Source organism: Mucilaginibacter jinjuensis (assembly GCF_028596025.1).
Taxonomy (GTDB): Bacteria; Bacteroidota; Bacteroidia; order Sphingobacteriales; family Sphingobacteriaceae; genus Mucilaginibacter; species Mucilaginibacter jinjuensis.
Genome location: NZ_CP117167.1, coordinates 3,370,324 through 3,383,829, shown reverse-complemented (window position 1 = coordinate 3,383,829; position 13,506 = coordinate 3,370,324). Strand labels below are relative to the sequence as shown.

General features: G+C 40.8%; 10 protein-coding genes. 7 read left to right on the top strand and 3 right to left on the bottom strand.

The window, feature by feature from the left end; genetic code table 11:
* Positions 1–130 precede the first annotated feature (130 nt).
* Positions 131–2,215, top strand: a complete 2,085-nt coding sequence (locus PQO05_RS15205; protein ID WP_273628184.1) for an ATP-binding protein — start codon at positions 131–133, stop codon at positions 2,213–2,215.
* A gap of 124 nt (positions 2,216–2,339) precedes the next feature.
* Here the strand turns inward: PQO05_RS15205 and PQO05_RS15200 are convergent, their stop codons facing one another.
* Positions 2,340–3,506, bottom strand: a complete 1,167-nt coding sequence (locus tag PQO05_RS15200) for a hypothetical protein (protein ID WP_273628183.1) — start codon at positions 3,504–3,506, stop codon at positions 2,340–2,342.
* Positions 3,507–3,905: 399 nt separating this feature from the next.
* Here PQO05_RS15200 and PQO05_RS15195 point away from each other — a divergent pair, with 399 nt between their 5' ends.
* Both PQO05_RS15195 and PQO05_RS15190 read left to right on the top strand, forming a co-directional pair.
* Positions 3,906–4,793, top strand: coding sequence for a 3-hydroxyacyl-CoA dehydrogenase family protein (locus PQO05_RS15195; protein ID WP_273628182.1), 888 nt, complete (start codon positions 3,906–3,908; stop codon positions 4,791–4,793).
* A 60-nt stretch (positions 4,794–4,853) separates the two neighbouring features.
* Complete coding sequence (locus PQO05_RS15190; protein ID WP_273628181.1) at positions 4,854–5,144, top strand: hypothetical protein; 291 nt, start codon at positions 4,854–4,856, stop codon at positions 5,142–5,144.
* 238 nt (positions 5,145–5,382) lie between these two features.
* Here PQO05_RS15190 and argS read toward each other — a convergent pair whose 3' ends face one another.
* Positions 5,383–7,479: an arginine--tRNA ligase gene (argS, locus tag PQO05_RS15185; protein ID WP_273628180.1), complete on the bottom strand. Its 2,097-nt coding sequence runs from the start codon at positions 7,477–7,479 to the stop codon at positions 5,383–5,385.
* 81 nt (positions 7,480–7,560) lie between these two features.
* Here argS and PQO05_RS15180 point away from each other — a divergent pair, with 81 nt between their 5' ends.
* From PQO05_RS15180 to PQO05_RS15165, 4 genes are all read left to right on the top strand, one after another.
* The gene (locus PQO05_RS15180) at positions 7,561–9,003 is read left to right on the top strand and encodes an arginine deiminase family protein (RefSeq protein ID WP_273628179.1); all 1,443 of its coding nucleotides are present in this window, start codon (positions 7,561–7,563) and stop codon (positions 9,001–9,003) included.
* Positions 9,004–9,104: 101 nt separating this feature from the next.
* On the top strand, positions 9,105–10,031 hold the full coding sequence (gene ctlX, locus PQO05_RS15175) for a citrulline utilization hydrolase CtlX (RefSeq protein ID WP_273628176.1): 927 nt from the start codon (positions 9,105–9,107) through the stop codon (positions 10,029–10,031).
* A 213-nt stretch (positions 10,032–10,244) separates the two neighbouring features.
* Complete coding sequence (locus PQO05_RS15170) at positions 10,245–11,639, top strand: arginine decarboxylase (protein WP_273628175.1); 1,395 nt, start codon at positions 10,245–10,247, stop codon at positions 11,637–11,639.
* A 206-nt stretch (positions 11,640–11,845) separates the two neighbouring features.
* On the top strand, positions 11,846–12,568 hold the full coding sequence (locus PQO05_RS15165; protein WP_273628174.1) for a hypothetical protein: 723 nt from the start codon (positions 11,846–11,848) through the stop codon (positions 12,566–12,568).
* A 127-nt stretch (positions 12,569–12,695) separates the two neighbouring features.
* Here PQO05_RS15165 and PQO05_RS15160 read toward each other — a convergent pair whose 3' ends face one another.
* Positions 12,696–13,415 carry an RluA family pseudouridine synthase gene (locus PQO05_RS15160; protein WP_273628173.1) on the bottom strand — a complete coding sequence of 240 codons (720 nt, stop codon included), beginning with the start codon at positions 13,413–13,415 and terminating at the stop codon, positions 12,696–12,698.
* Positions 13,416–13,506: the final 91 nt, after the last annotated feature.

Sequence of the window (13,506 nt, the reverse complement as noted above, 5' to 3'; positions counted from 1 at the left end):
TGTTTTTCAAGCATTTTAAAATGCATGCTGTATGATACTTATTCCCATCATCTCTAAAAGAACATTATTTAGCCCTTACTGTTATATGAAAATATTTTAACTTAGGCGTTTACTCTATGATTAAGCATTAATGAGCCCCTCCGACTATCTTTTAAGCAATGAGCAACTCATAGAAGTGCTTTCACTCACCAACACGGCTACCGCCATACATGTTACAGAAGATGCTATAATTCAGCTGGCTAACGATGCCATGTTGCAGATTTGGAATAAAGATAGCAGTGTAATAGGCAAAACTTTAGAAGATGCCCTTCCCGAACTGAAAGGCCAGCCGTTTATCGAAATGTTTAAACGTGTTTGGAATGAGGGGATCACCATTTCGGGCACAGATACCCCTGCCGATCTGATAGTTAATGGCAAATTACAGACCCTATATTTCGATTTCGAATACCGCGCCATTAAGAATGCCGAAGGTAATACCATTTGCATTTTACACACTGCTACAGATATTACTGATCGTTTTCTGGGGAAACAGGCCATTGAGCGTGCTATAGAAAAGGAAGAGGCCCTGCAGCGCGAACAAGCTTTAAATGAAGAACTTGCCGCCGCTAACGAAGAACTTGGAGCCGCAAATGAAGAATTAAATGCGATTAATGACGAGCTGCAGGAAACTCAAAACACTTTAAACAACCTTAATAACGAACTGGAAGAGCGGATCTTTGACCGTACGCTGAAGCTGTTTACTTCGCAGGAAAATCTGGAGAAGCTGAATAAAGAATTACATGACAGCGAAACCAAACTGGATCAGATACTGAGCCAGTTACCGGCACCCGTTGTAGTTTTAGAAGGCCCTAATCAGGTAATTACAACTACTAATGATTCCCTGCTTTCATTCTGGGATAAAACCAGGGAACAGGTTATGGGCAAACCCATGCTGGAAGTTTTTCCCGAACTGACCAATCAGCGCTTCCCGGCACTTTGGAAACACGTTTTTGAAACCGGCGAGGTAATAACCAATCGCGAAACCCAGGTTATCTTTAACAGGCCAAACGGCGGCAAAAGGTTGTTCTATGTCGACTACTATTATCAGCCTCTTAAAGATACTGAGGGCAACACCACAGCCGTATTAGCCACCGTTATTGACGTTACAGACAAAGTATTGTCGCGCCAGCGGGTTGAAGAGGCTGAGAACAAGCTAAGAATGGCAATTGAGTCATCCGAACTTGGCACCTGGTATTACGATGTAGAGAAAAGGGAGTATGTATTTTCAGATCGTTTAAAGCAGATCTTTGGATTTTATCCGGAAGATGAAGTAACAAACGAACTGGCAACTCAACAAATTACCGACGAATACCGGGATGAGGTTGTAAGACTGGTAAATGAAGCAATAACAAATAATACCAACTATCAGGTTGAGTATGCTATTACAGGATTTCACGACAAGCAACTCCGCTGGATACGTGCAACCGGGAAATTGTATCCGGCACATGGTGTACACCCGGCCAATTTTTCGGGTATAGTAATGGACATTACCGATCTGAAGGTTGAGGAGCAGCGTAAAGACGATTTTATCAGTATTGCCAGCCACGAGTTAAAAACGCCCACTACTGCTTTAAAAGCCTCATTACAGCTTTTGGACCGGATGAAAGAGAAGCCATCCCCAATATTTCCAAAGCTGATTGAGCAAGCCAACAGAAGTATGGATAAGATAACAGGCTTAATTGATGAGTTGCTTAACTCTACACGTACAACTGAAGGCCAGCTGCACCTCAATAAAGCCACATTTACCATTGCCGATATGTTGAACAGCTGCTGCAACCACGTACGTATGGCAGGCAAACATAAACTGATTTTGCAGGGCGACGAACATTTGCAGGTTTTTGCCGATGAGCACCGTATAGACCAGGTGGTGGTAAACCTGGTAAACAACGCCGTAAAATACGCACCCGACAGTATCGAGATTTATTTTATTGTAGAAAAACTTGGCGATATGGCCAAAATATCGGTGAAAGATACAGGCCCTGGCATTAGTGCCGACAAAATCCCCCACCTGTTTACCCGTTACTACCGTGCCGATTATGCCGGTTCGCAATACTCTGGTTTAGGTTTGGGCTTGTACATCAGCTCAGAAATTATTAAACGCCACGGTGGGCAAATTGGGGTTGATACTGAATTGGGTAAAGGCAGTACATTTTGGTTTACGTTGCCGTTGAAGTAAGTATTTTTCGTAGGAACACAACCATGTTGTCATCTCGACGAAGGAGAGATCTTCTGCGTGTAGAAGTCCTACTTTACAAGATTTCTCCTCCGTCGAAATGACAAATTCTAACAAGTCATTTTTACTACATCCCCTTAGTCAACTCTCCCATCTTCTCATTAAAATTTCCCTTATTAATCCCGACAATCTGATCTAAAGCTTTGAAGTAATTTTCATCGCCTGCTTCTTTTTTGCCGCAGCTTAATAATTGTATTACCGCAGGGAATCCTTTTTCGGCTTCAATCTTTCTTACAATCAAAGCATTCAGCATAAAAGAGACTCTCAGTGTTTTAGGCGCGGGTGAAAAATTTGCTGCATCGAGGTAAAGTTTCAACCAGTCGGCATCGGGGTGTTCGGCAATGTAGGCTTTAAACTTAGTTTGTAATTCGGGCCATGTAAAACCCCAACTCCCGCCGTATAGATAGGCACAACCTTCGTCTACAGGGCGGTTAATTACATCTGATGATACTACAGCACGTAAACGCTCATGCCATAAATCATGCGGATCGAAACGGTATTTAAGGTCGGTCCAGGCATTTAGCATCAGGTTCTTATTATTCTCTTTTGTTGCGAGAATGTCGTTAGGGATGCCGTTATATTCCAAGCGGTAATCAACACCCAGTATCTGCTGCGCTTCGGTAAAATTATCGCAGTAGTAAATATCAGTCAGTTCATCGGGAGCTTTCAGTTTTTTATTATAAAACTGAACCTTTTTGTAGTATTCATCCGCATCAACGGCGCTTAGGGTATCTTTATAATAAAAAGTGAGCGTGCCTTTCTTTTTGCTTTTCCAGCTGTGGGTATACATTTTCAAGGGCGAGCTGAAATAGAATTGATTGCCCTTTTTCTGAGCCAATAGTTTAAAGTTTGCCCTTAAAACAGGTTGCCCATCTTTTATCCCCATGTAAGCTAACTGTACAATTAGGCTTCCGCTACCGTCGCCTACTAAGTTAGTGAGGTATGCTTTGTAAGGAGCAGGATCTTTAAAAGCGGCATTTTGTTCCATGCCCTTCATTTCATCCAGCAAGGCAGAGGTTGCCAGCAGGTTTTCATTAAGCACGTAAGTATTATCCTTGTTAGGCTTTTCCTTGTGTTTAAGGAATCCATTTAGAGAATTGATAAGCTGTGATCTTACAACAGTGTCTTCGGGTAAATGGAGGTTATTTGAAATGATAACCGTTTGACTATATACCGATAAAGTAAGACAGCCGAACAATACCGCAATGAAAAGTCTGATTAAATTGTGTTGCATGATGTAGGTTTTATAAGCAAGATACTTATTTATGGTAAAATGTTGCTGGTTAGGTAATTTATCTAAGAAATTATAGAGCGTACTGCCCTTAAATCATAAACCCGGGGGAAGCGGATACCGGCCATGTGGCTAAGGCCTGTGTAGTATAAGCGTAAAACGGGACTACAGCAACCGACAACATACTGCAATTGATTTACGAGGTATTTAAATACAACTGATAACTTAACCTCGCAGAAGATTATTAATGAGGTGTTCATTTTATCGGTATTAATGAACTCCCTACGGTCGGTTCTTCGCTGTCGCTCTGAATGACAAAAAATGTAAAATTGAAGAAGATATTTCAAACGTTCAATATGACAAACAGGATGAAACTATTAAACCTTTTTTACACATTTGGATATGGAAAATATTACGGTAATAGGTTCGGGTACTATGGGTAATGGCATAGCCCATTTGTTTGCACAGTATGGATATCAGGTTGCACTAGCGGATATTAATCAACAGGCTTTAGATAAGGCCATACAAACTATTACCGCAAATTTCGATCGCCAGATTAAGAAAGGCACTGCAGATGAAACAACCAAGCAAAAGGCGCTCGGTAATATCACCACCTTTACAGATTTGCAACAGGCGGTAAAAGGCGCACAACTGGTTATTGAGGCAGCTACGGAGAACAGTGAGATTAAACTCGATCTGTTTAAACAATTGAGTGAGTTATGTGCCGATGATACCATACTGGCCAGTAATACATCATCTATTTCTATCACCAAAATAGCTTCAGTAACTAAAAATCCGGGTAATGTAATTGGGATGCATTTTATGAACCCGGTACCGGTGATGAAATTGGTTGAAGTGATTCGCGGGTATACCACTACCGATGCTGTTACTGCCACAATCATGCAACTGGCAGAAAAACTGGATAAAGTACCTGTTGAAGTAAATGATTACCCGGGCTTTGTGGCCAACCGTATTTTGATGCCAATGATTAACGAGGCTATTTATACCCTCTACGAGGGCGTAGCCGGCGTGTACGAGATAGATACAGTGATGAAGCTGGGTATGGCCCACCCGATGGGTCCGTTGCAACTGGCCGACTTTATTGGCCTCGATGTTTGTCTGGCAATTTTAAATGTTTTACATGCAGGTTTTGGCAACCCTAAATATGCGCCATGCCCTTTGCTGGTTAATATGGTAACCGCTGGGCATAAGGGAATTAAAACCGGCGAAGGTTTTTATAAATACACAGCGGGCAGTAAAGAACTAATTGTAGCACCAAAATTTGCATAAACAGGGTTAAACTTTCGGTGTTATTAGTTGTCAGACGAAATAAATAACAACTAATAACTTATGAAAGCAGCAACTAAATTAATATTAGGGTTAGGCTTGGTTGGCACACTTTTTACCTCATGTGCCGGCGACTATTATGTTAGCGAAAGACCAGCAGAACCCTATTATGTGCGCCCGGCATCCCCTTATGCCGACGCTTATTGGGTACCCGGCGAATGGGCCTGGCGTGGAAACCGATATGTTTATGTTAACGGATATTATACCCATGCCCGCCACAATCATGTTTATGTAGCCGGATACTGGCGCCACACCAACCGTGGCCATGTTTGGGTACACGGGCATTGGAGATAGTTTTTGATTTCGGAAGTCGGATATTCGATTTCGAATTTATTCTTAGCACGAAAGGCTTTCTGTTTAGAAAGCCTTTCGTATTTTATACATCACGTCATGCCGAATTTATTTCGGCATCCCACAGGACAGGTAGCAAACTTTGTATATCCGCTTAGCATGTGGGGTGCTGAAACAAGTTCAGCATGACGGACGGAGAAAGAAGAGCGATAGATTAACTCAATCAACCACTCACTATACCTTACATCCTTTCCGGCACTTCAATACCCAACAATCCCATTCCTTTGCTTATCACCCTTGCCGATGCAGCTGATAATTGTAGACGGAATTTCTTCAGAGTTTCATCCTCAGCCTGTAATATCGATTTTTCGTGGTAAAACTTGTTGAAGGTTTTAGCGAGTTCGTAAACATAGTTTGCTATAATAGCCGGGCTATAGTTTTTAGCCGCCTGACTGATTATTTCCGGGAACTGCGTTAAGGCAATGATCAAGTCGCGCTCAACGGCATCTAAAGTTTCTATCGGCAAAGTTTCGCTATAATCAACTCCTGCCCTGCTCAATACCGATTTGATACGTGCATGGGTGTACTGTATAAACGGACCAGTATGCCCCTGAAAATCTATCGACTCATTAGGATCGAATAACAGACGTTTTTTCGGCTCAACTTTAAGCAAAAAGTATTTTAGAGCTCCCATACCAATGATGTGGTAAAGATGATTTTTATCTTCTTCGCTGTAACCTTCAACCTTACCTAATGCTTCGGTTTGGGTTTTGGCGGTTTGCTCCATTTCAGAGATCAGGTCATCGGCATCAACAACTGTACCTTCACGCGATTTCATTTTACCCGATGGCAGGTCGACCATACCGTACGATAAATGGAATAAACCTTTTGCCCATGTTTTGCCCAATTTCTGGAGGATCAGGAACAACACTTTAAAGTGATAATCCTGCTCATTACCAACCACGTAAATAGATTCATCCATGTGGTAATCATCGTATTTCAATTGTGCAGTACCCAAATCCTGGGTAATGTAAACCGAAGTACCATCGGCACGGCGTACCAGTTTTTCATCAAGTCCATCAGCAGTCAGATCTATCCAGACAGAGCCATCTGGCTTTTGGAAGAACACGCCACTTGCTAAACCTTCTTCTACAATATCTTTACCCAATAAGTAGGTGTTAGATTCGTAGTAGAATTTATCGAAGCTAACACCAAGTTTATTGTAGGTTTCTGTAAAACCTTCATAAACCCAGCCATTCATCGTTTTCCAAAGACTAATTACCTCTTCGTCGTCAGCCTCCCATTTTTTTAACATTCCTTGTGCCCGCTTGGTAAAAGGAGTTGCAGATTTTGCAAGTGCAGTTATCTCTTCTTTTTCTTTTTCAATTTTTTCTTCACTTTCTAAAGCCGTTTTTAACAATTTGTTTAGTTGTTTCAATTTAACCTCTTTGTCTTCTGCTGAAAATTCAGATGTAGTTATTGCAAATAATTGTTTAACAGAGATTTCTTTATCAAGAATAGATTCACAATTTCTGTGAAATGGGAGACCGAAGTAATTGTAACCAATCTTACCTAAATCATCGATAAGTCTATCAATATCGTTGTAAATATTATTTTCTAAGACAGATATCTTTTCAAGATGGCTTTTTACTTTAACTAATGTACTAGTAGAAAATATAGATAAATCGTTTTGTTTATAAATCCCGTCAAGAATTGAACTTAATTCTTTTTTAATCTGTTTGTCGGCAATTACATAATATTTACCAACCAATTTATCACCTTTCATGTGCGATGAAACCGGGGTCTCACCATTGCCAAAATCTTGCCAGGCCAGCATTGATTTGCAGATGTGGATGCCGCGATCGTTCACCAAATTAGCTTTAATCACTTCGTAACCATCAGCAGCCAGAATTTCCGAAACAGAAAAACCCAACAGGTTATTGCGTACGTGCCCCAAATGCAGAGGCTTATTGGTATTTGGCGAAGAATATTCAACCATTACTTTTTTACCGTTTGGTTTGCCTACGGTAAAATCAGGTGTAAGGATGGTATTGTTCAGCTGATCTAACCAGTAGCTATCGCTTAACGAGATATTCAGGAATCCTTTAATCACATTAAAGCCTGATACCTCGTTTACTTCATTCTGAAGAAATTCGCCAATATCAGTACCGGTTTTTTCCGGTGATTTTTTAGAAAACCGGGTAAACGGAAAAGTAACGATGGTTACCTGGCCTTCAAACTCTTTGCGGGTTTCCTGCAAATTAATATCGGCTTCGGCAATATCGGTATTATATAAAGTCTTAACAGCTTTGACAGCCGCTGCTATAATAAAATTCATTCGGCAAAATTAATAAATTGCCGCAACCCGCCCGAAATATTTATATCCTGAAAATTTGATATAGATTTGTGTTAATACTTTATGATAAACGATAAACATTTTAAGATCAACGTTACCTCAGAAATTGGCCGTTTACGTGCGTTGTTAATACATAGTCCCGATAGCGGTTTGGGTAAAGTTGTGCCCTCTAAAGCGCAGGACTGGCTTTTTGAAGACATTATTCACCTGGATACCATGCGCAAGGGCGAGTATGATTACTACGTTAAACTGCTCATGTATTTCCTGGACGATGCAAAAATAAACGGACGATTAGCCGAGATCGATTCATCAGAAAACGAACGTGCTTTCTACAAGCCGGATAACAAAAACTTCCACGCATCTAATAAAGTCATCGAATTTCAGTCGCTATTGACAGATATTTTGGCTGATGAAGAAACCCGTTTAAAACTGGTAGCCTCGGTGTGCGCCATTGAAAGCTGCAACTATCGCCTACAGGAGCAGCTGACCAATACAAACCCGGTTGATCTGGCTAAAGTATTTATATCAGGCTCGTTAAGCGACGGAAAGATGATCTTTGCCCCCATCCCCAACCTGATCTTTTCGCGCGATATTGGCATCATCATTAACGGCCACGTACTCATTAACAAACCTGCTAAAAAAGCACGCTCGCGCGAAACTTTGCTGGCACGTTATATTTTCTTTAATCATCCGCTGTTTGCTGCTTACCAGGACAAGATCATCGAGATTCCGGAGATGGAGCAATATTTCCTCCGCCCTGGCGAGGATAATGATGAACGTACCACCCTCGAAGGCGGCGACGTAATGGTGGTAAGTGCCGACCATGTAATTATCGGTTGCAGCGAGCGCACATCCGCCAGTGGTGCTAACGAGGCCATTAAACTGCTGTTTGAGAACAAGGTGGTAAAGAAGGTTACCGTAGTTAAAATTCCGCATAAACGTGACTACATGCACATCGATACCATTTTTACACAGGTAAAACGAAACGTTTGGGTACTACTGGGTTCGCTGGCCATAACCAAGGCAGCAGTGAATGAAATTGAGCCAATCTCGTGGTTTGTAGATAAACGTTTGAAAGACCGTCCGGAGATTATCCAGTTTTTCAGCGATCAGCAGCAGCCACGCCACTTTAAGAGTTTGGAGGAGTTACTGGATGATATTAGTCAAGTTGATCTGCAAAGTACAGAACCTACAAAGTTCATCTATTCAGGCAATAACACCTTCCCTTTTGATGCCCGCGAGCAATGGACGGATTCGTGCAACCTGCTAGCCCTTAAAGAAGGCGTTGTTTTAGGCTATGACCGTAACGATAAAACAGTAGAAGCATTTAAAGCCAGTGGGTTTAAAACCGTGAAAGTAACCAAGCTACTACAACAGCTTGAAAATAAAAAGATTACGATTGATGATTTGCAGGATCTGTTGATACTAATGCCATCGTCTGAGTTATCCCGCGCACGCGGTGGTTTCCACTGTATGAGTATGCCGCTGTTAAGGGACGAAATATAAATGTTCATTGGTTCACTTGTTCATTGGGTTCATTAGTCTAAGAGCAGACTATGCAACAAGTACCAATGAACAAGTGAACCAATGAACCAATGAACTAAAAAATGAACCAATCCACATCTACCATATTAATGATCAAACCTGTTAGGTTTGGTTATAACGAGCAAACGGCCGAAAGCAACGCTTTCCAAACCAACATTGATTTAAAGGCCGAAGAAGCACAGGTCAACGCATTAAAAGAGTTTGATGCGTTTGTAGCTATGCTGTACAGTAACGGCGTTAATGTGATAGTGATTGATGATACACCATCGCCGCATACACCAGATTCCATATTCCCAAACAATTGGATCTCGTTTCATGATAATGGCGACATATTGCTCTACCCCATGCAAGCAGAGAACCGCCGACTGGAACGTCGGAAAGATATTATCCGCCAACTCGAAGAAAGTTACAGCGTTAAGCATGTGATAGATCTGAGCCATTTTGAAGAATTGAATCAATTCCTGGAAGGTACCGGCAGTATGGTTTTGGATCGGATTAATAAAATTGCCTACGCCTGCCTCTCCCCTCGCACTGATGCTGAAGTACTTGAAGCATTTAGTAAGCAGGAAAATTATAAAGTACTGTTATTTAATTCAGTAGATGCAAATAATCAACCTATATATCATACCAATGTGGTAATGTGTATCGGTACTGCTTTTGCTGTTATTTGTCTCGATAGTATTAAAGATGCGCAGGAAAAACAACTGGTAGTTAACACTTTAAAACAATCTGGTAAAGAGGTAATCGATATTACTTTCGAGCAGATGAACCAGTTTGCCGGCAATATGCTGGAAGTTGAAAGTATAAGTGGGGAAAAGCTATTGGTAATGTCGCAAAAAGCCTATCAATCTTTAACCGCAGAACAGGTTACTATCCTCAGCAAATACGCCCGTTTAATTTATGCTGATCTTGATACGATTGAAACCCTCGGTGGTGGCAGCGCACGCTGTATGTTGGCAGAGGTACATTTACCTAAAATTGTAGCTTAGAAATTTATAGTTTTTTCTGTAAGGTATTAAAGTATCGAAAAGTGCGCGAATGTGTTTATATTTAATTGATTACCAGTTGTTTCTGTCGGTCATTTTTCTCTAATATTTAACATAAACGTTAACTAAAAGTAATCATTTCAACATATTAAAAAATAAAGCGCTTTGTTAATTAAAAAAATCACATTTTTGCGCAAAATATAGTAGTAAAAATAGATGCAAAGTTACCAGGAGTTCCTTGACCTGAGTGTGGGTTTCCCGCAGGAGGGTTTCGAGATCATAGAAGACGAATTATTCTTTAACGATCTGAACCTGATGGAGATGATAGAAACGTACGGCACCCCCCTGCGTTTTACCTATCTGCCCATTATCTCAAAAAAAATACAACAGGCCAAGCTGATGTTTCAGCAGGCTATTGTGAAAAACAACTACCGCGGTAGTTATAAGTATTGCTATTGCACCAAGAGTTCGCACTTCAAACATATTGTTGAAGAGGCGTTGCGCAACGACATCCACCTTGAAACATCATCAGCCTTTGATATGCCGATGATTGATGCGCTGGAGAAAAAAGGTGTGGTAACCAAAGATATTACTGTGATCTGCAATGGTTTTAAAACCTTCCAGTACAAACAGTATATTATTGATATGCTGCACGATGGATTCAGTAACATCATCCCGGTGCTGGATAACAAAGAAGAGTTCAACATTTTTGATGACGAGATTGAGATGGACACCCCTTGTAACCTGGGTATCCGTATCGCAGCTGAGGAGCAACCTGATTCGCAATTCTATACTTCGCGTCTGGGTATCCGCCAGGAAGACATCATCGATTTTTACTACAACAAAATTGAGAAAAACCCTAACTTTAAATTAAAGTTACTGCACTTCTTCATCAATTCTGGTATCTCTGACACGCCCTATTACTGGAACGAGCTGGAGAAATATGTTACCCTGTATTGCAAGCTGAAAAAGATCAACCCGGATCTGGATACTTTGGATATTGGCGGTGGTATGCCGTTTAAAGATTCGCTGGTATTTGATTTCGATTACGAATACATGGTAAACGAGATTGTAAGCCGTATCAAAGAAATCTGTGCCGAGAATGACACCATCGAACCGGATATTATCACCGAGTTTGGTAAATATACCGTGGCTGAAGCTTCCGGTATCCTTTACAAAGTATTGGGCCGCAAGCAACAGAACGACCGCGAGCGCTGGTTAATGCTGGATGGTTCATTCATTACCAACCTGCCTGATGTTTGGGCTCTGAACCAAAAATACATCCTGCTGCCAATTAACAACTGGGATTCTGAATACGAGCGTGTAAACTTAGGTGGTATTACCTGCGACGGTCAGGATTATTACAACCAGGAAGCCCACATGAACAGTGTGTTTATGCCGAAGACACGTAAGGTACAATACCTGGGTTTCTTTAACACCGGCGCTTACCAGGAAGTATTGAGCGGTTATGGTGGTATCCATCACTGCCTGCTGCCATCGCCTAAACACGTTATCATCCGCAGAAACCGCGACGAGACATTCAACTTCGAGGTATTTGGCGAAGAGCAAAATAGCAAACAAGTATTGAAGATACTGGGCTACACGACTTAGTGGTGAGTTGTGAATGGTGATTAGTGAGTAGTTCACACATAGTATTAAATAAAAAAGGCGCAAATAATGCGCCTTTTTTATTTGTATTTTTTTTGCTGACAACTGATAACAGACAACGGACAACCAAATAATTGCTCGATAGTTAAACTTTTAATATATTAGTTCTATTCAAAGTACAAATACCAGATAACCTTAAACCTGTATTTATGACTCATGAAGAAGAACAGCGACTGAAAGATCTTGTAAAAGATGCTTTAAAAGAACAGAAGCCCGGCTGGTTAACGCTTATTGAAAGAATCATTATTCCCATTATTCTTTGTATTTCTACTGTAGTATTAGGGGTAGTTGGATGGCGATCAAACGAAACTCAATTAAAATTAACTGCGGATAAACAGAAGTTAGATTCTATTAATACCGACAGAAGTTTCCAGCTGAATTTGGTGGAGCAATATTCTCAGGATATTTCGTCTGGTGATACCTTAAAAAGAAATAATGCCAACTATCTGCTTAGGTTAATGGATAGTACTTTCGCAAAAAAGGTATTATCTTATCCCTGGTATTCTTCTTATCAGGAAAAAGAGGGTGTGGTTTATAATAAAGAAGGTAATGACATTATTAAAAGTCAGAGCGATATACTTTTAGGCTATTCAAATATCAAAGTTTATTATTCCGACGCTTCACAAAAAACAAAAGCAACTTCAATAAATAAACTACTAAAAGATCACGGCGCACAATCAGATGTATCAGTCCCTAATTACTCGCTATCGAAGGTTAATAACCAGATTGTTTATTATAGCGTTTCGCAGCTAAATTACTGTAAGGCAGTGCAGAACTTACTACAGAAAAGCAACTATGGAAACTTTGAAATAAGGCAAAGCTCAGGCGCATCGCAAACTATTCCCTATTTCAAAATCTATGTCACTCAATAGACCTTAGTAGTGACTAGTGATTATGTGAGTAGTTCATCAATAATATAAATACAAAAGGCGCATTATCTGCACCTTTTGTATTTATATTATTGCCGACAACTGATAACAGACAACCGACAACTAAGGGCTACGAGTCGAATTTATCCAGCAATTTCAATAATGTGTCAAAATCTTTAGGATACGGTGCGTGGATAGTTACTTCAGTTTCTTCATTGATTTTAAAGGTAACCTCGAAAGCATGCAAGGCGAAACGTTTCATAATCGGTTGCTCTTCCTGGTCTTTACCTAAATGGTATTTGCGCTTAAGCGACGACAGGAACACAGGCTTACCTTTATACATTTCGTCGCCGGCAATTGAGGCGCGTTGGGTAGCCAGGTGGATACGGATCTGGTGCATTCGGCCTGTTACCGGGCGGCACTCTACCAGGGTGTAATGTTTATAATATTTTAAAGATTGAAACCAGGTTTCGGCCCGTTTGCCATCTTGTCTGCTGATGCTTACACTGCCTTTACCGGTGTTAAGGATGGGCAGGTCTACAAATAGTTCTTCAAACACATGCGTGCCTTCTATCACAGCATGGTATACTTTTTTAACCTTCCGGCGCTCAAACTGCATAGATACCAGGCGGTAAGCTTCGGGGTTTTTAGCAATAATCAGTGCGCCAGAGGTCTCTTTATCCAGGCGATGGCATATCTGTGCATCGTCGTGATAGCTTTTGGCTAAACGCAGCATGTTAATCTCGGCGCCTTCGCGCTCATCGAGGGTACTTATAAACGGGGGTTTGTTAACTACAATTATATTATCGTCTTCAAACAATATCAGGTCTGCAAATTTTGGAATCTTCATATTTAACGGCCACAAAAATACGGTTAATTACTGATACACTCCACCTTAACATTTAACAAGCACTTAAGTACTGCAAAAACAAAATATTATT